The sequence below is a fragment of the Vibrio sp. Isolate30 genome (genome assembly GCF_022397975.1).
Lineage (GTDB): Bacteria > Pseudomonadota > Gammaproteobacteria > Enterobacterales > Vibrionaceae > Vibrio > Vibrio fortis.
On sequence record NZ_JAKEUS010000001.1, the window covers coordinates 406,441 to 428,731 of the forward strand.

Consider the following 22,291-nt stretch of genomic DNA (forward strand, 5'->3'; position numbering starts at 1 on the left):
GCTTTTTCTTTTTTATCTCCGCCCAAATCAACATGATGTGGCGAATCTGGATTACACAATCATCGAATCGTGAACGAAACACCGCTATTGACATGGGTAGAATGATCGTTCTACTCTTGTGGGTAGAACAACCATTCTACCTTTGTGAGTGCGTTGATGTATTTCCTCTGAAACGTATCGAGATTGCTCTATGTTGAAAGAACAGATAGCCGCAGCTCTTGAAGTTGCATTTAGCCAACACGGCTTTGCTGAACCCAGTGTTGCTCAATTAAAAGCGGCATGCGGAGTGAGCCTAAGAACCTTGTACAAACATTACCCATCGAAAGAGGCAATGATTGTTGGCGCTCTTGAACATCGTCATCAGCGTTATTTGAGTTTATTGCTCGAAGAAGCCCCACAAAGTGCAGAAGGGAGCATCGAACACGTGTTCACGCGCCTTCAAAATTGGATGGAAGAGTATGCTCCACATGGTTGTTTGTCGATGAACGCCATCGCCGCGTTCCCTGATAATGAGCTGATCAACCAAGCGGTACTCAACCACAAGCATGAAGTACGTGCCTTGTTGGGGCAATTAAGCCAAAACGAAGCGTTATCAACCCCATTATTTTTATTGCATGAAGGCGTCTCTAGCGCATGGCCAGTGTTGGGCCAAGCAGCCGTTGCTTCTGCGAAAAAGACAGCTAAAGCACTGTTAAACTGAGGATTCATTATGATTTTTGATGTACCAGCAAGGATGAAAGCCGTTGAAATGTTAGGCCATGGCGGAGAAGAAATGCTGCAATATCGAGAGGATGTCTCGGTGCCAACTCCTGAGCCTAACGAAGTTCTGATTAAGGTGATGGCGGCAGGCGTCAATAATACGGATATTAACACCCGTATTGGGTGGTACTCGAAAAGCGAGGACTCTGATGATGCAAGTTGGTCCGGTGAATCCTTGAAATTTCCACGCATCCAAGGTGCGGATGTGTGCGGTATGATCGTCGCAGTGGGTGAGCAGGTGGATGTTTCACGTATTGGCGAGCGTGTGATGATTGAGCCATGCCTTACAGAAGTATACGGTCGAGATCTGCCTCAGCCTTGGTACTTTGGTTCTGAGTGTGATGGTGGTTTTGCTGAATACACTAAGGTCGCATCCAAGCACGCGTACGCGGTTCAAAGCGAGATGTCTGATATTGAGTTAGCTTCGTTTCCCTGTTCATATTCAACTGCCGAGAACATGCTTACTCGCGCGCACGTTGTTGAAGGTGACCGTGTCCTTATCTCTGGTGCTTCTGGTGGTGTGGGCTCTGCCGCGATTCAGCTGGCCAAAGCGCGCGGTGCGTATGTGATTGCGATAACTAGTCCAAGTAAAAACCAGCAGTTGCTTGAACTCGGTGCCGATGAAGTCATCCCTAGAGATGCGAATCTTGTTGAGGCATTGGGTACGAATAGTGTCAATGTGGTGATTGATTTGGTGGCCGGTGACCAGTGGCCGCAGTTTTTGGAAGTGTTAAAGCCCGGCAGTCGTTATGCCGTATCAGGCGCGATTGGCGGTGCGATGGTAGAGCTAGATGTGCGTACGCTTTATCTTAAAGACTTAAGCTTCTTTGGGTGCACAGTGCTTGAGCCTGAGGTATTTCAAAACCTGATTAATCGAATCGAGAAGCAGCAGATTCGTCCGATTGTTGCTGAGTCATTCCCGCTGGCTGATACCCACAAGGCACAACGAGAGTTTTTGAAGAAAAACCACGTGGGTAAGATTGTCTTGGAAGTTTCAGAGCGCTAAATATGAGCGGTTGACTACCTATAAAAACTTACAAAGGGGCTCAATTGAACCCCTTTGTTGATTTATTTAGCGATGATGTTTTTACTAGGGCTTTCTGCGTGATGACTTATGACGCGACGTTGAAGTCAACTGCTTCAGCTTTGATTGTCTCAACAATCGCCAATGCTCTCGGTTGTGTGATGCGTTGTTCACTCCGTTTCTCGAAAGTCTCAAGATCAATGATTCCTGACTGCAGCAACGACTGCAACTCACTCAGATAGTTGGCTTCTAACACGGTAATAGCCAATGGCGTAGCCGCAAATTTCTGCGATTCTTGATACGCGATCGCTAACAGCACCGACTCCGGCAGTTCCCAGAATTTGGCGAGCGTGTAGGTCAACTTAATCGCATAGCTATTGATTAATCGCTTAAACGCCGTGGAATTTGGTGGCACATTTGGGTCGACATGACTAAAGGCTTCCACCATTACTTGGAAGATGATCATCTTACCTAAGTTACGAATAAGTCCAACGAAATATGCCGTCGATTCGTCTTCACTCGAGACGCTATCTTTCAGCAGTTTTCTTGAATAACACGCTGTACGTAAGCTGTGATCCCAGATCTTTTCACCAAATTGTCGCCAGTAGATGTTTACTGTTGGCGAGAACTCTTTCAGGTAGGCGTTAATTACCCCCTCAATTAGGCCTTGTGAGCCCATATTCATGAAGGCGGTTTTTAGGTCTGTGACCTCTTTTTCAGAGCGGCGATAGCGCGCGCTGTTTGCAAGCTTGATCATATCAGCCGCCATGCTTGGCTCTTTATCGATCACTTTTAACAGAGCTTCTACATTGAATTCGTCACTTTTCAGCTCACTCATTAAAGTGGTGATTGAAGCAGGCATCACTGGAAGCTCAGTAAGCAGTGCCTTTGGTGACAGCAGTAGCTTTTCGATACGAGCAGCAACGAAGTCACTGAATGGATCTGACTCTGTGTTCAATCGAGATTCACCAAACAGGTAGTTAAGAAAGTCAGCATCGTGCGGACTAAGCGGCTTATCGGCTCTTAACGTGTGTTGGGGTGCTGGTGGCTGGCTAGTCTCTGAGTGTTTCTGTTGAGAGATGCTTTCAACGTTGTTGACTGATTCTGGAGAGGTTTTTAATGGTTGCCCCTTCAAAGAAGGGAATAATGCTTGCAACACTCTTTTGAACATTGAGTGGGATCCTAAAAGAAAATCATAATGCGAATCTATACCCACAATTATCTCATAGGAATTGTATAAATTAAATCAATGAGAGTCTTTGAGATTACAAACCCTTACGAATGGTTACTTAAATGTTAAGGACGGTCCGATATAGTGCGCCTGAGTGTTAATAATTAAAAAATCAATAACACCGTATTGGGATAATAATTTAGAGAGAGATTTTCATGCTTGTCTTTACAGCAGATTCACTAAACTTGGTTTTGGACTTACTGAAAACAGCCGACTATACGCAACACAACATTTACTTTAATGATGGTCAGCATCAACAACAACTGGCAGGTTTCGAGATTCAGTATGAAGATTTCGAATGCAACGGTATGTTCCAACGCCTAGAAGTTGGCTACCGCATGAAGATGGCTTCGGGAGCAGTGGTAGGATTCTGTTTCAACAATGGTGTGTTGAAAATGGAGCCAATGAAAGCTGTCGCACCGAAGCAGGATATCGGGACACCGAGCAAAATTGCAGAGTACAACTTTTAGTTTCCTACTTTAGCGCAATCCTTTTATTAAGCTGGGTCCATATGCACCCAGCTTTTTTCTTATCAGCGGGATAGACTTAACTTCCATTCGCTCAGTGCTTGAATGTGCTTTGGACCAATGCCACAACAACCTCCGATGATAGTTGCACCTAGCTCATACCAACGTTTGGCATAAACTAAATAGTCCTCTGGTGACAACTCTCGCATACATTGCAATGTATCGTTCGCTTCATGTTCACTGCTGATCGGCGCAAAGTTATTTGCATAGACACCAATCTCGATTGAGCTATCTAACTCTCTCAGTACCTGTTTCGCATCTATGATTGCTTGCTCTATCACTTCAGGAACCGAGCAGTTAAAGAGTACTGCCGCTGCATCCGATTGAACTGCCAATTTGATAGCGTGGCTGACAGCTTGTCCTGAACGTAGCATAGCCGTCGAGCCAGATTCGTCGTTAAGGCTGAACGCGTAGTAGCAAGGCTTGTTTGACTCTTTCAATACGTCATGAATTGCACTGAACTCTTCGAGGCTGCACAACGTCTCTACGATCCACAAATCCACATAGGGTGCTTGTGCATCATATAAGGTTTGTACAATGGGTTTTGCTTGCTCTGCCTTAAATAGATCGGGACGGTAGCTACCAAATGGTGGTGGGATGGCACCCGCAACCGCCACTGGGCTCTTCGCTGCACTTGCGACTGATTGAGCAAGTTTTCCAGACAGTTCTGCGAGTTCAAAGCCTTGTTCAGCAAACCCTTGTTCGCCGAGATGGAAGGGAACACATGCATAGCTATTGGTGATGATCAGCTCCGCACCTGCATCGATAAAATGTTGATGCGCTTGGGTAACAAATTGCGGGGCTTCGATAAGTGCTTGAGCACTCCAAAGTGGTTGTGAAAAAGGAGCGCCTATCTCTTTGAGCTCCCTGCCCATACCACCGTCTAATATTGTGAGTCTGTTCATAGTCATGCTCATATCCGTGACAGAAATTCTAGCGACACCATATCAGACACAATAGGCGAAAACTACGTTACGGTTGTACTCGAATTAAACTATTGCCTTCGTGACATCGAAGAATGGTGAACGGTTCATGGAAGTTGAGACAACAAAGAGGAAGGTAGCGGCACATCTGTACCGCTATGTTGAATTAGACTTTCGCTTCAATCAGGCGGTCTAGCGCCTCTACCAGTTGTTGGTTTTTGTGGTTGTCGAGAGCATCGGCGTGAGGGGGCTTAAATAGCCCGGAGTCATTATCAAAGTATTGCCCCGATACATCAGCAAATTCATCCGATAGTGCGGCTCTGCATAAGATGTCTGCACCGATGGCTAGGTCGTTGCCATCCAAGCCATAGGCCTCTTTGACCAGTTTACTGCCCAAAAACGAAGCTGGATTAACGGCAATGACCGATGGTCCATTTCCCGCGAGTGATTGAGCCAGTTCCATAGACCACATGTTAAGAGCGAGTTTGCTTTGCGCATAAATGGGGCCATGAATGTCACCAGCATTGGGGCTAGTGAGCGCATTAAGATCGACCGAAGCTTGCGCTGCTGAAGATAGGTTGATGATGCGGCCATTGGCATCGAAAAGAGGAATCAGCAAACGAGTGAGTCGGTAGGGGGAGATAGTATTGACCACGAAACGTGTGTCTAGATTGTCTTTTGTCGTTACTTCTGAAACGCGGTACACGCCCGCATTATTAATGAGAACATCTAGTTTACGGTGATTGCGGATCACCTGCTGAGCGAACTCCTCGACTTCTGCCAATACCGATAAGTCTGCAAGGTATTGTTCAATTTTCGCCTGTTTAGAGAGGCGGCTTAAGCTGGCAGCGACGCGTTCTAACTTGACGCGGTTTCGGCCGTGAATGAGTAGGTGGTGTCCTTGCTGAGCCAATTCTCGTGCGGTCTCCAAGCCAATCCCATCGGTCGCTCCTGTGATAAGAATTATTTTTTGCATTATTAACCCTTCAAAAAATAGCTGGAGTAACTTTTATAACAAAGATCACCTGCGCAAAGTTTTTGTCGTGTCACACGGTTACAGAGGAGGGTTGGTTAAATAATGCACAGATCACGAATGGTGCAAAGATTATATACAAAACGTTGAAACTCATTCAGGAATGTTGGCGCTAATCTTTCTCCGTGTGCTCCGTATACTGCATGTTGAGAAAACAGAAGAAAGAGCCCAACTATGCCGCTAAGCCTGCCAACCACTATGCGCATTGTGATTGAGAAAACCTTGCCGTTAACGGTAGGGGTTTTTGCGATCATGATGGTTCAACTTGTGGACTCGATTTTTATTGGGATGTTGGGTGTCAATGAGCTCGCAGTGCACGGTATTACTTTGCCATTTCAGGCTGCATTTACGGGCGTTCAAGTTGGAATGGGCGTTGCAGCAACCTCGATTATTTCACAGGCCGTCGGGGCGAAAAATCGACGCAAAGCGAGCTCGATGGCGACGTTGTCCGTGGGTGCTGGCATGGTCGCGACTGCGCTGCTGTGCTTTTCTTTAATTTTAGCGAGTGACTGGGTATTCCACTCGTTTATTGCTGATGTTCCTCAACAGCAATATCAATTATTGCTTGCGGTATTCAACCAGTATTGGCCTGTTTGGTTGATGAGTGCTCTGAGTGTGGCGCTGCTCTATTTGATGACTTGTATCTATCGTGCGAATGGCGATACCAAAACCACAGGCAGCATGTTTCTTGGCGCGAGCATCATTAACTTGATCCTCGATCCGATTCTGATTTTTTGGCTCGATATGGGCATTGTTGGTGCCGCGGTTGCTTCAACCTTAGGCTATCTGACGTGTTCGGTTTATATGTTGGTTAAAGTACAAGGTCGCGGTTGGTTTGGCTTATCTGATGCTAGCATCCAGCAGATAAAACAAGATGCTTCCGAGTTGGTGAGAACGGTTATTCCGACAACCATGAATCAGATTTTGCCATCAGTCAGCACTTTTTTCACCATGTGGTTAATTGCTCATATGGGCACCAGCGAAATGGCGTTTTGGAGCTTATTATCGCGCGTTGAAAGCTTTGTTCTGGTGATGTCATTGGCGTTAACTATGTCGATTCCACCAATGATTGGGCGTTATCTTGGAGCCAAACAGCACCATAAAATTCCCGGGTTGTTAAAAGCTTCTGCACAGTTCTTACTGACTTTCCATATTGTGATAGCTGTCGTCTTGGCATTAAGTAGCGGCTTACTTGCCTCCATGCTGTCGGACGAAACGACCATTCGTCACTGGTTTGAAGTCAGTTTGTTGTTCATTCCATTTAGCTTTGGTCCGCTGGGTTTGTGTATGTTAGTGGCATCTGTGTTCAATGCGCTGGGTTTGCCTAAACAGGCTTTGAATGTGTCATTTGCTCGACTTTTCATTTTCTACATTCCTGCACTATGGATAGGCGCGTCTACGGGAGAGATGATCTACGCCGTTGTCGCAGCGTCTTGCGCGAATGTCTTAGCCGGTGGTTTTGCTTGGATGCGATTACGCCGTTACGTTAAAGAGAACATCGAAACGAAAGCCACCAAAACTCCATGTCAAGGTACGTTGAGAACGGAGTGCTAAGGTATACATTTAAAGGGATGGCGTTGATTTTTTAACTTCGATTCAAACAGTGATCCAACAAAAACGGCCTCTGATATAGAGGCCGTTTTTGTATTGATGTTAATGAGTACCTATAGCTTACGAAGGCTGTTTAGCTCTGCGTCTCTTAGCAGCTTGAAGCATCGCGTAAGGAGATAAGCCCGTAACTAACATGGTGCCGATGATGACAAATACCGATCCAAAAATAGTGTTAATGCCAATATGTTCGCCCAAGAACAAGTGTCCCCACAAGATACCAAACACTGGGATCAAGAAGGTAACCGAAAGTGCTGGCGATGGTCCAAGTTCATTAATGAGGTTGAAGTAGAGTAGGTAGGCTAAACCTGTACATACTGCACCTAATAAGATCACTGAGGTAGCGATGGTTAGGTCGGGCGCTTCTCTTACTGGAATAAAGAATACAAACGGTAGCACCAGCAGTACTGATGCCCACATGCTGCCGTGTGCATTGCTGAATGCTTCTACTTTTGGTGCCGTTTTGGTGTAGTTAGAGGCGATGCCATAGCTCAGTGCTGCCCCGACAGCTGCACCAATAGGAATGATCGCTTCGCTGCCAATATTGACCGCATCCCACCCAACTAAGATACCCACACCTGCGACGCCGAGTCCAAGCCCAAGAACAACGCGTTTTTCGAGCGGGGTCTTGGTCCAAACTGCACCAATAATGGCTGCCCATATTGGAGCGGTAGAGTTAAGAATCGACAAGGTTGAGGCATTAAGCGTCTGTGCCGCGTAGGCAAACAACAGAAAAGGCAGCGCCGTATTGAACAAGCCCAGGATAAAGAAGTGCCGGGTATGCTCGGTAAACTTGAGTGTTTTCTTGAGGTAAATCGATACGATCAATAGCGTCAGTGCCGCAAAAAGCACACGAGCCTCGATTAGCATTGCGGGGCCAAGTGGTGTTGCGGCTATCCGCATGAAAAGAAAAGAGCCACCCCAAATTGAGGCGAGTATCAGTAATTTAGCGAAACTTAGCATGGCTTATGACTCAAGCGTTCAAAAAAGCGACTATGGAGCAATTACCCGTAATACACAAGCCAATGTTATAAAAATGTTGTCCAGCTCATCTTCAAATTCATCATGTTAATTTAGGAACAAAATTCCCTCATTCTGTTCTGTTTTATGTTCCGGTTTCTGGCCTTAATCTATCTATCGTTGATTTAACGATTAGGAATAGATGCCATGAAAATCGAACACATAGCGATTTGGACTAAACAACTAGAAGTACTGAAACGATTTTATGAAGATTACTTTGGTGCGACGTCTAACCAGAAATACCATAATCCAACTAAAGGTTTCTCTTCCTACTTCCTATCTTTTGATAGCGGCAGTCGTTTGGAGATCATGGAGATGGACTCGGTACCTGAATCGAAAGATGATATTTACGATCAGTTTACGGGTTTCATCCATATGGCCGTTTCACTGGGTTCAGAACAGGCAGTCGATGATTTAACCCAACGCTTGGTTAAAGATGGTTATGAGCGATTAGATGGCCCGAGAAGGACTGGCGATGGCTATTATGAGAGCTGTGTCCTCGATCCTGATGGCAATCGCTTAGAACTTACCGTTTAATGTAGGTCTTAACTGAGCGAATTGAGGTGTTTCAATGAAGAAGCGTATTTTGGCTGTGATTTTTAGTGTTGGCCTTGTGGGGTGTGCGACCTCAGAGGTAACGCAAGTAGCTGCGCCTGATACAAGGCTCGAACCATCTCAACCGATTGGCTACATTGGCTTCAAGGATCATCAAGACTGGGCTATCAAATTCAATGATTGTACGGTTTACGATCTAACCGGAGCTCAACCGTATCAATGGTTCGATCGCACTTCTGAGTCTGTAAGTTGTTATACCTTTAAGCCAAACGATGCTATTACACCTTTGGCTGTTTATTCTAATGCAAGTTTCGAAAGCGATCAGCTTACTTCGATTGACCGCTTTCAAGAGTTACAGGTGTCGGATTCTGGCTGGGGCCGTTTTCCTGTTGTCTATGAGACAAACGGCACCAATTGGTTCAGAGTCAAAGAAGGCTGGATTCACCTCACCCTGGCTGATCAAACGCTCGTACAGTTTTATCCTGGAGTTCAAGATCAATCTGGCAAGTCACAACACGACCAATATTTTCTCCAACATTAAACCCAGCTCCAACTTGCAGACAAAATGCCCCTCGCTCAGTGCGTATGGGGCATTTTTGTTTGTCTAAATGATCGATGTAGCATCATTGGGTTTCACTTAGATCAACAAAAGATCAAAAAACATATTGTTGAAACCGGTTTCAAGGTGTATCTTTTTGCTATCTTGAAATCGGTTTCAGAGTTGCAGTTGGCTCTCTAATCCTGATCTTTTTCACGAATAACTTGTAGCGAGTAATGGTATGAATAACGAATTTCCAAACGATTTTTTATGGGGCGGTGCGGTTGCAGCGCATCAGCTAGAAGGCGGCTGGGATGCAAATGGTAAGGGTGTTAGCGTTGTTGATGTATTAACGGCAGGCGCACATGGTGTACAACGTCGAATCACTGATGGCGTAATCGACGGTGAAAACTACCCAAACCAAGTGGCTGTGGACTTCTACCATCGCTACAAAGAGGACATTAAGTTATTCGCCGAGATGGGCTTTAAGTGCTTTAGAACCAGTATTGCGTGGACACGTATTTTTCCAAATGGCGATGAAGCCGAGCCGTGCGAAGCGGGATTAGCGTTTTACGATGATCTGTTTGATGAGCTTCTGAAATACGATATTCAGCCAGTTGTGACCTTGAGCCACTTTGAAATGCCTTACCATCTAGCCAAAGAATATGGCGGCTGGATGAACCGCAAAGTGATCGATTTCTTTGTTAAGTATTCGATCACAGTGATGGAGCGTTACCAGCATAAAGTGAAATACTGGATGACGTTTAACGAGATCAACAACCAGATGAACACCTCGGCGGATATCTTCGGTTGGCTGTGTTCTGGCGTGAAGTTTCCACAATGCGAAAAGCCTCAAGAAGCCATGTATCAAGCGGTTCACCACCAGTTTGTTGCGAGTGCGTTGGTGGTTAAGAAGGGGCACGAGATCAACCCAGACCTTCAGATCGGTGCAATGTGTGCGATGGTGCCTTTCTACCCTCGATCTTCAAAACCTGAAGACATCATGGTGGCACAACAAGCGATGCGCGACCGTTATTTCTTCTCGGATGTGATGGTTCGCGGCCATTATCCAAGCTACGCAAAACGTGATTGGGCAATCAAAGGCTTTAATATCAAAATGCAGCCTGAGGATGAGCAGATCTTGAAAGAAGGCAAAGCGGACTACCTCGGCTTTAGCTACTACATGTCGAACACTTTGGATTCGTCTTCTCATCAATCGACAGAAGAAGCGATGGACGGTGGTCATGAAAACTCGGTGGAGAACCCGTTTATCAAGTCGAGCGATTGGGGTTGGCCGATTGATCCAACAGGTCTGCGCTACTGCTTAGCTTCTTTGTACGAGCGTTATGAAGTGCCGCTGTTTATCGTTGAAAACGGTTTTGGTGCGGTTGATACCATCGAAGAGGATGGCAGCATCAATGACGACTACCGCATCGCTTACCTTGGCGATCACATCAAAGAGATGAAAAAAGCTGTTGCGATTGATGGCGTTGATCTCATGGGTTACACCCCTTGGGGCTGTATCGATTTGGTGTCATTCACTACAGGTGAGATGAAAAAGCGTTACGGCTTCATTTATGTCGATAAACACAATGACCAATCAGGCACACTTGAGCGCAAGCGTAAGAAGTCTTTCGAGTGGTACAAGGGCGTGATTGCATCTAATGGTGCCTCTATTTAGAATGCCTGCAATTAAACGGTAGGGATCTGTCGTTTCACTAAGCAATACAATGAGTCGGCTTAGGTCGGCTCATTTTCAATAGAAGGGTAAGTTGATGGTAACCATGCTTGACGTTGCAAACCGCGCCGGTGTTTCAAAGTCGACGGTGTCGCGTGTGTTGAACGGCAAAAATATCGTAAGACCCGACGTTGTTAAAAAGGTCTTTGATGCGATACAGGAGACGGGTTACCGACCAAACTTATTAGCTCAGCAATTGGCGACCAAGAAGACCAACTTCATCGGCTTTGTCATCACCAATGAGTTGTTCAACGGCCCTTACTTTTCTTCTTTGATGTATCACGCCGCTTCTTACAGCGAAAAATCGAATCATCAGTTGGTGATCACCGATGGTAAACACAGCGCAGAAGATGAGCGTAAAGCGATCAATTTTCTTCTCGATATGAAATGCGCGGGCATCATCATCTATCCTCAATGCTTAACGGAAAGCGAGATCGCTCAGATCATCGAAAGCACGGATATACCGATTTTGGTGCTTAACCGAGAAATGCCTTCGAAGCCTGAGCACGCGATTACCACCGATCACTACCACAGTGCTTGTGTGATGATGGAGCATGTTATTGAACAAGGTCATCAGCAAATCGCTGTGATCCGAGGTAAGGCGGGTTCATCGACCGATGAGCAGCGTTATCAAGCTTACTCAGATGTACTCACTAAGCATGGTATTGCGTTGGATGACTCGAAAGTTGTTCAAGGTGATTGGACGATGGAGAGTGGTTACCGTGCCGCGCAGGCTTTAGTGGAAAGCAAAGTAAACTTCACGGCTATCTTGTCTGAAAACGACGATATGGCGATTGGTGCGATGAAAGCGCTAACGGAGCTGGGATATTCATTACCTCAAGATATCTCTATTGTCGGCTTTGATAACAGCAAAGTGGGTGAGTTCCTCACGCCAAGCTTAACGTCCGTCAGTGTTCCACTAGAACAGATGACTCAAAAAGCCATCCTCAAGATCGTGGGAGAGTCAGAACAAGCCGATGCTATCAACACCACAGGCAGCCTTGTGATTCGAGACTCGGTGTTCAGTCGGTAAGCTTCTCGAGCTTAAAGGAGTGCCTAGAAGGTTCGCAATACGAAACGCTTCTAGGCTGGGGATGTTCGATTATGTGTAGAAAAGTGGGCAAAAGTTCTTAAGCTAATCACTGATCTTTGCAATAACTTTCCCTACGGTGCGTTGGTTTCGTATATCCAGTAGAGCGTTACCAATTTCATCGAGTGTGATCACTTTGAGGTTGGGAACGACAATGTTACCTGATTCAACTAAAGCATTAACGGCGTTGCCTGCATCGACTAAGGTTTTCATGCCTTTAGTACCATTTACATGGCCGGAGCCTAGGCTAAGCTGGTGGAAGCTGAGACCTTTAAGGAAAGCATTGTCATAGCGCTCTGGTGTAGCGATTTGAACCAACTCAACCATTTCACCTTCAAATGCCAACACATCGGCAGCGAGCTTATCGTTATCACCTCCGACACAATCCAAGGCAATATCGACCCCTTGCCCTTGTGTGAGAGCCATTATTTCGGCCACTACGTCGGCATTGCGGTAATCAATCACATGAGTCGCACCGAGTTGGCGCACAACCTCATGGTTTGCTTGGGAGCAGGTTGTAATAATGGTTTTTACACCAAGTGCTTTGGCAATTTGAATCGCAAAGCTGCCTACACCACCTGAACCACCAGTGATGAGTAAACTCTCTTTGTTGCTGGCATGAAGTTTATCCACCAAAGCGCGATAAGCCGTCCAAGCGGCACAAGGAATGGCTGCAGCAGATTCTGGTGAGATAGCAGGGTGTTTTACAAGCGTGCGGGAATCTTGAACAGCGAACTCGGCAAAACCTCCATGGGCGCGACGCATATTTCCGTGATAGAGGACTCGATCGCCAACTTGCCAATTTTCCACACGGTTACCAACCGAGACGATTTCTCCAGATACATCTAATCCACCGACAAACTGATCATTCATATCTGCGACCATGCCATGCCAAAGGTTGATTTTTGCATCTACAGGATTGAGTGCGACAGATACGACCCTAATCAGTACATCAAATTCACTTTCTAAATTGGGTGTTGGGAGTTCGGATACAGAGAATGTGTCGCTTAATTTTTGGTAGGTGATTGCCTTCATTATCGCCTCTATTCCATCTGGTATTATCATTAGAATAGCTCGCATTTAATAAAATCATAATTATTGATTGTTTGGCTTATCATTACGTTTTGTTATCTACTGATGTGGTCAATTCAGCCGATTTATTGGTTGCCCGATATCTATTTTTAACGGTCAAATTGAATCGCAAAACTGTGCGCAGCGTTGATTATTGTGTCAGTACAAGCCTCTATAATCGGCGAAAAGTTTTTGGTAAGTAGATAAAGAAAATGAAAACAGAAAAACAGAAGATGTTGGCTGGAGAGCCTTATCTCGCTTGGGATGAAGAGCTTTACGCGGAACGTATCGAGTGTCGTAAGGTTCTCCAAAAGCTCAACAACAGTATTCCGGATAGTGAAGAGTGGCGTTCTGCAATTGATACTCTTATCCCTGACTCTGAAGGTGCTTATTTAGAACCCCCATTTCGCTGCGACTATGGTTCAAACATTAAGCTGGGTAAGAACTTTTACGCCAACTTTAACTGCGTAGTGTTGGATGTTGCAGAAGTAACGATTGGTGACAATGTCCTTTTCGCTCCTAACGTACAAGTGCTAACAGCGGGTCATCCACTCGATGTGAAGAGTCGTGTTGATGAAGGCGTTGAGTTCGGTACGCCAATTACCATTGGTGATAATGCTTGGATTGGTGCAGGCGTGATCATTTGCCCTGGCGTAAACATTGGAAAGAACAGTGTGATTGGCGCAGGTAGTGTGGTGACTAAAGACATTCCAGACAATGTGGTTGCGGTCGGTAACCCATGCCGAGTGTTAAAGCCTATTGATAACGAATAGTCGAACCGTTGGATAGATAAAGCCCGAACTGAGATTCGGGCTTTATTTTATTTACTCTTTTAGATGCTAGATGGGACGGCTTGCTCAGTTTGCTTCTTGTCTAATAAGCCACTGAATCTCGTTAGTGCCAGTGCAATCAATACAATCACTGCACCAATCCAAGGTGTGTTCATCAAGCCTGACTCTGCGACAATGATACCGCCGCCCCAAGAGCCAAGCGCGATGCCAACGTTAAACGCTGCGATGTTCAAGCCTGATGCTACGTCGACGGCATCTGGCGTGTATTTCTCTGCCAGCTTAACAACGTAGACTTGCAGCCCTGGAACATTGCCAAACGCGAACGCACCCCAAACTAAAATCGTTGCCACTGATGCGTATGGGTTAACTGCAGTGAAGTTAAACACAACCAGTACCGCCGCAAGGCCAGAAAAAATAACCGTTAGCGCTTTGATTGGCCCCATTTTATCGGCCATTTTGCCACCCCAGATGTTACCGACAGCCACTGAAACACCATAGACCAACATGATTAGGCTAATCGCACTTGAGTCAAAACCAGATACGTTCTCTAGGATCGGAGCAAGGAACGTAAACGCGGTAAATGTGCCACCGTATCCCAATGCTGTGATTGCATAAACCAGTAATAATCTTGGCTGAGTTAGAACTTTTAGTTGAGCTGACAGTTTAGTCGCTGGTGGCTGTTTTAGGTTGTTTGGTACGAGTAGCGCACTACCGACCAAAGCAATCAATCCAAGCAATGCCACGATCAAGAAGGTTGCTTGCCAGCCGAACGTTTGGCCAATATATGTACCCAGTGGAACCCCAGTAACCAGCGCTACTGTTAGGCCCGTGAACATAATTGCGATTGCACTTGCGGCTTTCTCTTTTGCGACCAACCCCGTTGCGATGGTTGAACCAATAGAGAAGAACACGCCGTGAGCTAGACCCGTTAATATGCGTGCAGCGATTAAGGTGTTATAGCCAGGTGCTTGCCAAGCGAGCAAGTTACCTATCACAAACAGAGACATGATGGTGATAAGCACCAGTTTTCGATTCCATTTACCGGTAAGTGCAGTCAGCACTGGCGCACCGACAGCGACACCCAATGCATAAAGGCTAACAAGTAGACCTGCAGAGGGCAGGGATACGTTTAGATCAGTCGCCATGGTTGGTATTAAACCAACGATAACAAACTCTGTGGTTCCTATGGCAAAGGCGCTGAGCGTCAATGCGAGTAAGGCTAAAGGCATAGTTATTTCTCTCAAAAATGATGGTTTAAAATGGAGCTCATTTGATGGCTCGTTTTGTTGGCGAGGATTATGAGAGAAATATCCTTTGCCAAAAACAGTGTGATTGACAAATTACTTTTGTTATAAATGCAATAGTTGTTCTGTTGATGGCTTAGGAGATTCCCGTGTTAACGCGATCGGATGATTTAGAAATTATGCTTACTGTCGTCGATAGCGGCGGTTTTTCTGCTGCGGCGCAGACGCTCGATATTCAAGTCGCGAGAGTCTCTCGAAGTATTAGCAAGATAGAGAGTCAGCTAGGTGTTTCCCTGTTCAACCGCACTACGCGACGCGTAGAGTTAACCGAAGAGGGGCGACAGTTTGTTGATTCTATTCGAGCGGGTTTAAGAATCATTCAGGAGGCAGAAGAGGAGATCGTTTCACGTGGGGAGTTGCCTAAAGGTCGGCTTAGGGTCGATGCAGCCAGCCCGTTCGTGTTCCATCAATTAGTGCCGTTAGTGAGTGACTTCAATGAAGCGTATCCAGATATTGAGCTAGAACTGACTTCCAACGAAGGGTTTGTTGACTTAATTGAGAAGCGAACCGATGTAGCAATACGCATTGGTCGGTTAACAGATTCCACACTGCATGCTCGTCCATTGGGAAAAAGCGCCCTATATATGGTCGCCTCTCCTAGCTACTTAAGTAAGCGTGGTATTCCACAAAGTGCAGAAGAGTTGTCCAGCCATCAAACCGTGGGTTTCACGGGCGCTAAGGTGCTTAACCATTGGCCACTTCCTAATCAAGGCTATGTTGAACCAACCATCACGGCTAGCAATGGAGAAACAGTGCGTCAATTGGTATTGGCAGGAAATGGTATCGCTTGTTTGTCTGGGTTCATGATACAGAGAGATATTTCAGAAGGGCGCTTAATCCCTGTATTAGAGGGTGTAAAGCTAAGAGACACAGAGCGAGAGAGAGTGAACGCAGTCTTCTACAAATCTTCATCAGTCTCCAAACGTATCTCAGCGTTTATTGATTTTATTCAACCAAGACTAAGCCTCTAATAATAAACTAGAAGAGTCATTAGCCGCCCGAAATCTGGAGCAAGGAGTGTTAGCTCATTTAGCTACAATAGCTTGCTTCAGAAATCAGATCTCTTAGCCAGCGATGCCCTATGTCATCGTGTTGAGCTGGATGCCAAAACATCGCGACTTTTATACTTTCTGAAATGAACTCACAGGGTAGGAGTTTTAAATCTGAACATTGAAGGTATTTATTAAGTAACCGCTTCGGGAACAAACCAACATGGTGGCTATTTTCAATAATACTCATCATTTCAACGATGCTGTTCGCGCTCCAAGCCACATCTCGTTGTTTCAGGATACTCTCATAGTCCAACCCTTTGCCATGCAAGTAGGCTTGATTTTGATTGGACGTTGTATGCACGACATGTTTTTCTGACAAAAATTGCTCAAGCGATACAGTTGGGTTCGTTAGGCGAGGGTGATTTACGTGGCATAGCACACATATCTCTTCTCTTAAGATCTCTTGCGACTTGAGCTCTGGGTATTGCCCATGCTCAATATCTATCGATAAATCATAGTGATTTCTCAGCAATGAACTCATGTCGTTGTTAGGCAGGTTTGAGTCTGCTTTAACTTTAATATTGGGAGCGTGAGCGAATATACGGTTTGAAACGGCCGGTAATATACTGAGCCCCAAGACAGATACCGTTGAAATCATGAACTTCCGAGAGCTAGTTTCTGCATTGAAGTTTGAAAGAGGTGGAGCTGTGAGTTTGATTTGATGAACGGCGGCGGACAGTTGGGGATAAATACTATTTGCTAGCTTGCTAGGTGAAACACCATGACTTTCACGAAAGAAAAGAGGGTCATCAAATAGAACTTTAAGCTTGTGGAGGCTCTGACTAACAGCGGGCTGGCTCATGTTTAAACGATGAGCGGCTTTACTAAGGCTTTGCTCTTCCATAACAGCAACGAAGATGGGTATTAGATTGAAATCTGAGTGCTTCATAAGTCGATTTAGATTTGAGGCTATGAACAAATATCTTGGACTTTGTACACCAGTCAGTGGCTAGTGGGAGTACCATTTAGTCGAGAGTATTACAATTTTGACTCTGTTTTGTAGACTTTGCAGTCATTTATACAAAGTCTATGTGGCTAAGCCTAAATGTAACTCTGTACTAAGTTTCGCCCTTGTCTCTTGGCTTGGTAAAGCATCTCATCTGCAATTGATACGACTTCTTCAATAGGTTGATTAGGTAACATTACTGCGAGTCCTAATGATGCGGATATCCCTCCCTTAGACATGATATGAAGCCGTTCATCTTCGGCAATTTTTTCTCTCAGCCTCTCGGCTAATTTCTTAGTATCAGACAGTGTTTGAGATTTAACGATGACAATGAACTCATCGCCGCCAATGCGGTAGCATTCGTCATTGCTTCGCACATTATCAGCCAAAATGCTTGCGACTCTGATTAGGATATCGTCTCCGGTTGGGTGGCCATATTGATCATTGATATCTTTAAAATGATCGAGGTCGATAACAATCACGCAGATACACGCATGTTTAAGGTGGTCGTGTTTTAATCTTACGTTCGCCGATTGTAAGTAAGCTCGATTCTTAAGCCCAGTCAAGGAGTCTGAAGCCAGCTCTATGTTGGTATTGTGTTGATATTGTGCAAACGTCGCTAAGAGAATATAGCTAGCAAGAAGAAGTAATAGGATCTCTACCAAGCTTTGCAGCTCATTTTTTAGCTCGATAGCCGAACTGGTCATGTCATCGAAGATGAGAACATTTCCATTGAAAGCTGGTAACGGTACTTTAATCAAATGAAAGTACCGATCTTTCTGCGAGTCTAATTTGTATAAATCGAGTGAAAGCAGGGATACAGGAGTTACTTTGAGTTGTATTGTTTTTTCTGATTGAGGCGAGAATGAAGAAGAAAAGACAACGTGAATGGGTTTTCCAGAAAGTAAGTAATATTGATTTTTTTGGTCTTGAAGTATGATGCTTTGTGCATTTGAAGGGGGAATTTTTTCAAAATAATAATTTAATTTGAAGCGACTTTCTAGATCTTGTAGAAAGTCTTTACTTACCTTCCCTGCGTTAGGTTCTTTACTTTCTAAAAACGTGAATTTCTCAAGGTCAGCAAGAAGATTCTTAAAAAAAGAGAGGTTGTAATCGATATTGTTTATAATGAGGTTTGAGATTAAATCCTCTCTTTTCTCTTTTTCAATTTCGATTGTTCTTACTAAACTATGAATACTATTGTAGTGGAATAACAGTATTAGTAAGCTTAGTGAAGATATCAGTATGTTCCTTTTTATAATCAGAAAGTTAAGAATATTCATGATGGTTTATCCTTTAACCATTAATTAACTGACAACTTAAATTCGATTAAACTTTTTTGCTGACTTTAAGAATAAACTCCTCGGCTATGACAATTTATTGTCCATTGAGCTTGAGAGAATCTCGATATCAGTTGGTTTTGACTATGGCAGTGAGTCTTATGAAGAATACTCTTGATTTGAGTTCGTACGGTTTCCTTTGATACGTTTCTAATGCTGGATATCTCTGGCCCAGTGAATCCTTTTATCAATAACTCTAAAACGTTGAATTCTGATTTGGTTAACGTTGAAGTAATATCTACATTCTTAGGCTCGGAGTACTTTTTCCAGTAATGCAACATAGTGTTGTGGGCAACCCATGAGTTGGACCAGGCTGTCATAATATTAGCTACCAGTTGTAGGTGCTTAGTCTGATGTTCAGATAATGATTCAACGCTGTGAAAGATAGCTACCATTCTATGTTCGTAGTTTAGGGGAGAAAATATAGAATATTTACTCAGTTTATTAGTGATTATTGACAGCTTTTCGTGGTCAAATATTCGATTCTCCAAAACATTGTCATAGGTAAAGTGCAAAATGTTTTTCTCATGGCACATGGCGGCGTCAAGATAGCTTTCAATGCTCTCCGATATTCTTTTGCTAATGGATATTCTCTTTGAAATACTCTCCAAACTTTCAAAAACGATGTCCTTCCCTTCGGACAAAATGATTAGGCTCACATGTTCAACGCCAACTTTTTCTAACCCTTCACGAACTTCACTTTCCAGTTCGTTCGGAAGATAGGAGATGTTTGGATTTGTAAATTCATTATTATTTTTCTTAGCCATACAGTAGCCAACACTTGTTTTAATTATATTGATATCATACGTCTTTATATTAATTCATTTTGTTAGATTACTATCATCACCCTATTGGGTGAAATTTAAATAAAATTTAACAAAGTGATGAATTAAATGATTGAGATCAAATTACATTCGATTTCTTACTTTTTATGATTAACTATAAATAATTTTTAAGCAATGCTATATCCCTAATATCAGATATAAGTTGGACGATCAGTTTGATTTTGCCATGATAAGGCAACACATTATTTTAGGCTTTGTTTTAAATGAAAGCTTAAACTATCGACGATCAGTATAACGGACTGAAATTGAGAAGTGACTTTCGATACCTCCTATATTTTTGAGTGAGTACCACTCAATGGTCGCTCCTATTTTTATGTCTTTGCAACCAGATACAGGTAGTTGCCCCTTCCAGTTGTCTAAATTGCTAGTGAAGTCTCCTATGGAGAGCGAGCTTGCTTTGGATGACTTCAAACTAACGTAAGTTGGCAGTTCAAGTAGGAAGCCTTGGTTAGGTTCGCCACATAAATAGAACATGGCTGGCTTAATGCGCTCCAATGCTCTTATGTTTCTTTCGGTGACTTGCCCTGATGGGGAGATGGTAATCGTACCTTTTTGATTTCCACCTCTAATTAGCTTGCCAAAATCGAAGCTTTCAACTTGTTTTAATTGAAGTCTCTTTAACTGACGGCCTTCCGTATTAATAGACGCACATGAATCAGATATCAGTCCGAAAAAAGAGAAACACGCGAGCAATGTATTCATGGTTTTCATAATAACTCTCCTGACTCGTTGACGGCTCTAAGCATGTTTTCATCAGGATCATTGATGACTGAGGAGTCGTAAAGCCAAGGGGTCATACACTCTTTATTTAAGATACATGGATCGGTCAGTGTATGCAGGAACGCTTCTATGTCTTCAATTTCGTCGTTAGTAAGAGTGATCGAAATAGGGTGCTGCAGTTCAAATGTTTGACGTGCAGAGAGTGACTTTTGGGTGTGTTCTTTAGCTAGGGGGTAGAGGTCCATACAGCTCGCTAAGCGAGATAGTTGGTCGCTTTGACACCATTTATATTCTTGAAAGTAAGTAAAGAATGATGGCAACGGATCCGCAGAATACTGAATAACTTCTTTTAGCGTGTTGAAACTTCCAGCGTGACCATAAGGTGCTGTTTGGGCAACGTTAAGCAGGGTTGGGGTACGGAACTTGTAGATGTCTTCAATATCATTTGTTACTCGGTATCTTCCAAAGTCATCGGTATTTCCATTACTGTCTGCAACGCCATCCCCCTTTCCATGACCAATTTGTGGGAAGCCTAGCGGGTGGAGCTTTTCATCGGAAAATAAAAGGCCACTATGACAACTCACGCAGTGTGCACCTCCATTTTGTTTTTCTGCATAGAAGAGAATTGCCCCGCGCTTTTGCTGTGTTGTGAGTGCAGATATGTCCCCTTTTAAGTAGGCAAACCATGGGTTATCAACAAACAGCATTGTTCGTTGGAATGCACTGAGGGCTAATTGGATATTTTCAGGGGTGATAATTTCACTGGCGCTTGCTGATGGTTGGTTGAAGACCGTACGAAACATATCGGGCCAATGGCTGAATGCAAGCTGAGGGTCACCATCATCTGGGGCGTCAGCTAACCGCTTGGCAAGGTGTTTTCGTAGTTCATCATTCGATGCCGTTTGTTTAAAATATCCGCGCATCTCCTCTGCAGATGTCACAGGGAACGCGGCTTGGGCGAATAGCAGCTCGTCACCGGCGCTGAGATCAGGTTGACCATCGGGTGTATTAATTTGTTTTAGCCCAGAGTTGTGGACAACTTCAACCCGTCCGTCCCAGAACAGAGTTTTTTCCCAAAGCGCGATATTGAAAACGGTCAGTGCATTTCTAGGGACTGTTGGTGCCGAATGATCAGTCGTTGTTCTTCCTAAGCCTAACAGATTGGGTAGTTCTGCTCCGACACCTACAGACAGGTTTAAATTATCCCCACCTCCAAGTAACGGATGGTGGCAGGTTACACAAGCGCTATCTTCTTCTCCACCCAGGGACTTGCTATAAAACAGTGTTTTCCCCAACTGTGCTAATGGAGAATCTATGTTGGGAACGGATAAATTACTTAAAGAGGTAAGAGAAAGCTCATTTTTTTCTATGAGTGTTCTTAACTGTATGTCTTCATTATTTTCCGGTTCTCTATCTGAGCATCCAGATATAAAAAACAATATAGAATAAAAGACGATGAAATAACAAAAGTATTTCTTTGAATTCATTTCTAACACTGCGATTGAACTAACCATAGCGGGACCTTAACGTAAGATAGTTGCCACGCTTTAACTCTAATTAATTCTAGCTATTTTAAATCACCCGAAAAGGGTGATGAAAATTTAGTGGATGATTTCATAATTCCTAATGTCAACAGTTTGATTGACATAACAATAAGTCGGAAATAAGGAAATTTATTATGAAAACTAAATATATCGTTGTCAGTATGGGTTTGGCTTTAGCTTCTTCTTCTTTTGTCGCTAACGCTGATTGGGATTCATCAAGCGCAGATGCAACAGTGACTGCAGATGTGTTAAACCAACTTACAGTGACAGCACCAACAAATGGTAATAATGGTGTACTGGGTAAAGTGCTGATCGATACACAAACTAAAGCGCAGTTAGACTTCAACGTTGAAGCGACGAAAGGTTATGAGCTTCAGTTCCAAGCCATTGTTCTAGATGGTTGTAAGGGTACTGGCGATGCTATGGGAGAAGATGGTGCCGTTGTGCTTGATAATCCAAATGCCTATAACATGACTCCTACGCAAGATGACTTCATTGAACCCGTTCACTATACATACCATTCGCCTAAAGTAGCTAAAATTGGTGCAGAATGTATGGTTAATTTGGCTGCAACATATATGTGATGACAAAGTTATTGACATTAATAGCGCGAGATTACGTGACATTGTACG

Annotated in this window: 22 protein-coding genes; 11 read left to right on the top strand and 11 right to left on the bottom strand. The window is 44.1% G+C overall.

Annotated elements, in window-relative coordinates; genetic code table 11:
- The first annotated feature begins 190 nt into the window (after positions 1 to 190).
- Positions 191 to 700 (top strand): TetR/AcrR family transcriptional regulator, encoded by a 510-nt coding sequence (locus L1D60_RS01835; RefSeq protein WP_239839470.1) that lies wholly within the window; start codon positions 191 to 193, stop codon positions 698 to 700.
- A gap of 9 nt (positions 701 to 709) precedes the next feature.
- Positions 710 to 1,765 carry an alcohol dehydrogenase family protein gene (locus L1D60_RS01840; protein WP_239839471.1) on the top strand — a complete coding sequence of 352 codons (1,056 nt, stop codon included), beginning with the start codon at positions 710 to 712 and terminating at the stop codon, positions 1,763 to 1,765.
- Positions 1,766 to 1,871: 106 nt separating this feature from the next.
- Here L1D60_RS01840 and L1D60_RS01845 read toward each other — a convergent pair whose 3' ends face one another.
- Complete coding sequence (locus L1D60_RS01845) at positions 1,872 to 2,954, bottom strand: HDOD domain-containing protein (protein WP_239839472.1); 1,083 nt, start codon at positions 2,952 to 2,954, stop codon at positions 1,872 to 1,874.
- Between the two features lie 215 nt (positions 2,955 to 3,169).
- Here L1D60_RS01845 and L1D60_RS01850 point away from each other — a divergent pair, with 215 nt between their 5' ends.
- Positions 3,170 to 3,484: a hypothetical protein gene (locus tag L1D60_RS01850; protein ID WP_239839473.1), complete on the top strand. Its 315-nt coding sequence runs from the start codon at positions 3,170 to 3,172 to the stop codon at positions 3,482 to 3,484.
- 62 nt (positions 3,485 to 3,546) lie between these two features.
- Here L1D60_RS01850 and L1D60_RS01855 read toward each other — a convergent pair whose 3' ends face one another.
- The gene (locus L1D60_RS01855; protein WP_239839474.1) at positions 3,547 to 4,446 is read right to left on the bottom strand and encodes a homocysteine S-methyltransferase family protein; all 900 of its coding nucleotides are present in this window, start codon (positions 4,444 to 4,446) and stop codon (positions 3,547 to 3,549) included.
- Between the two features lie 184 nt (positions 4,447 to 4,630).
- Positions 4,631 to 5,440 (bottom strand): SDR family NAD(P)-dependent oxidoreductase, encoded by an 810-nt coding sequence (locus L1D60_RS01860; protein WP_239839475.1) that lies wholly within the window; start codon positions 5,438 to 5,440, stop codon positions 4,631 to 4,633.
- Between the two features lie 231 nt (positions 5,441 to 5,671).
- Between L1D60_RS01860 and L1D60_RS01865 the strand changes: the two genes are divergently transcribed.
- Positions 5,672 to 7,051, top strand: coding sequence for an MATE family efflux transporter (locus tag L1D60_RS01865; RefSeq protein ID WP_239839476.1), 1,380 nt, complete (start codon positions 5,672 to 5,674; stop codon positions 7,049 to 7,051).
- A 117-nt stretch (positions 7,052 to 7,168) separates the two neighbouring features.
- On the opposite strand, the gene L1D60_RS01870 is transcribed toward L1D60_RS01865, so the two are convergent.
- On the bottom strand, positions 7,169 to 8,068 hold the full coding sequence (locus tag L1D60_RS01870; protein WP_261904976.1) for a DMT family transporter: 900 nt from the start codon (positions 8,066 to 8,068) through the stop codon (positions 7,169 to 7,171).
- Between the two features lie 204 nt (positions 8,069 to 8,272).
- Here L1D60_RS01870 and L1D60_RS01875 point away from each other — a divergent pair, with 204 nt between their 5' ends.
- The 4 genes from L1D60_RS01875 to L1D60_RS01890 all read left to right on the top strand — a co-directional run bounded on the left by L1D60_RS01875 (position 8,273) and on the right by L1D60_RS01890 (position 11,989).
- The gene (locus tag L1D60_RS01875; RefSeq protein ID WP_239839477.1) at positions 8,273 to 8,662 is read left to right on the top strand and encodes a VOC family protein; all 390 of its coding nucleotides are present in this window, start codon (positions 8,273 to 8,275) and stop codon (positions 8,660 to 8,662) included.
- A gap of 34 nt (positions 8,663 to 8,696) precedes the next feature.
- Positions 8,697 to 9,221, top strand: coding sequence for a hypothetical protein (locus tag L1D60_RS01880; protein WP_239839478.1), 525 nt, complete (start codon positions 8,697 to 8,699; stop codon positions 9,219 to 9,221).
- A 238-nt stretch (positions 9,222 to 9,459) separates the two neighbouring features.
- Complete coding sequence (locus L1D60_RS01885; RefSeq protein WP_239839479.1) at positions 9,460 to 10,899, top strand: 6-phospho-beta-glucosidase; 1,440 nt, start codon at positions 9,460 to 9,462, stop codon at positions 10,897 to 10,899.
- A 94-nt stretch (positions 10,900 to 10,993) separates the two neighbouring features.
- The gene (locus tag L1D60_RS01890) at positions 10,994 to 11,989 is read left to right on the top strand and encodes a LacI family DNA-binding transcriptional regulator (protein ID WP_239839480.1); all 996 of its coding nucleotides are present in this window, start codon (positions 10,994 to 10,996) and stop codon (positions 11,987 to 11,989) included.
- A 102-nt stretch (positions 11,990 to 12,091) separates the two neighbouring features.
- On the opposite strand, the gene L1D60_RS01895 is transcribed toward L1D60_RS01890, so the two are convergent.
- Complete coding sequence (locus L1D60_RS01895) at positions 12,092 to 13,081, bottom strand: zinc-binding dehydrogenase (RefSeq protein WP_239839481.1); 990 nt, start codon at positions 13,079 to 13,081, stop codon at positions 12,092 to 12,094.
- Between the two features lie 248 nt (positions 13,082 to 13,329).
- Here L1D60_RS01895 and L1D60_RS01900 point away from each other — a divergent pair, with 248 nt between their 5' ends.
- A complete protein-coding gene (locus L1D60_RS01900) occupies positions 13,330 to 13,890 on the top strand; it encodes a sugar O-acetyltransferase (RefSeq protein WP_239839482.1) in 561 nt (186 codons plus the stop codon).
- 59 nt (positions 13,891 to 13,949) lie between these two features.
- On the opposite strand, the gene L1D60_RS01905 is transcribed toward L1D60_RS01900, so the two are convergent.
- The gene (locus L1D60_RS01905) at positions 13,950 to 15,137 is read right to left on the bottom strand and encodes an MFS transporter (RefSeq protein ID WP_239839483.1); all 1,188 of its coding nucleotides are present in this window, start codon (positions 15,135 to 15,137) and stop codon (positions 13,950 to 13,952) included.
- A 164-nt stretch (positions 15,138 to 15,301) separates the two neighbouring features.
- Between L1D60_RS01905 and L1D60_RS01910 the strand changes: the two genes are divergently transcribed.
- Positions 15,302 to 16,183 (top strand): LysR family transcriptional regulator, encoded by an 882-nt coding sequence (locus tag L1D60_RS01910; protein WP_239839484.1) that lies wholly within the window; start codon positions 15,302 to 15,304, stop codon positions 16,181 to 16,183.
- A 58-nt stretch (positions 16,184 to 16,241) separates the two neighbouring features.
- Here the strand turns inward: L1D60_RS01910 and L1D60_RS01915 are convergent, their stop codons facing one another.
- The 5 genes from L1D60_RS01915 to L1D60_RS01935 form a co-directional block, all read right to left on the bottom strand.
- Complete coding sequence (locus L1D60_RS01915; RefSeq protein ID WP_239839485.1) at positions 16,242 to 17,153, bottom strand: LysR substrate-binding domain-containing protein; 912 nt, start codon at positions 17,151 to 17,153, stop codon at positions 16,242 to 16,244.
- A gap of 152 nt (positions 17,154 to 17,305) precedes the next feature.
- Positions 17,306 to 18,493 (bottom strand): GGDEF domain-containing protein, encoded by a 1,188-nt coding sequence (locus L1D60_RS01920; protein ID WP_239839486.1) that lies wholly within the window; start codon positions 18,491 to 18,493, stop codon positions 17,306 to 17,308.
- Between the two features lie 65 nt (positions 18,494 to 18,558).
- The gene (locus L1D60_RS01925) at positions 18,559 to 19,317 is read right to left on the bottom strand and encodes a helix-turn-helix transcriptional regulator (protein ID WP_239839487.1); all 759 of its coding nucleotides are present in this window, start codon (positions 19,315 to 19,317) and stop codon (positions 18,559 to 18,561) included.
- Between the two features lie 294 nt (positions 19,318 to 19,611).
- Entirely contained in the window at positions 19,612 to 20,106 is a 495-nt protein-coding gene (locus tag L1D60_RS01930) for a DUF4402 domain-containing protein (protein WP_239839488.1), read from the bottom strand.
- Positions 20,103 to 21,629, bottom strand: coding sequence for a cytochrome c peroxidase (locus tag L1D60_RS01935; protein WP_239839489.1), 1,527 nt, complete (start codon positions 21,627 to 21,629; stop codon positions 20,103 to 20,105). The genes L1D60_RS01930 and L1D60_RS01935 overlap by 4 nt, the downstream gene beginning before the upstream one ends.
- 164 nt (positions 21,630 to 21,793) lie before the next feature.
- On the opposite strand from L1D60_RS01935, the gene L1D60_RS01940 reads away from it, so the two are divergent.
- Positions 21,794 to 22,243: a hypothetical protein gene (locus L1D60_RS01940; RefSeq protein ID WP_239839490.1), complete on the top strand. Its 450-nt coding sequence runs from the start codon at positions 21,794 to 21,796 to the stop codon at positions 22,241 to 22,243.
- Positions 22,244 to 22,291 lie beyond the last annotated feature (48 nt).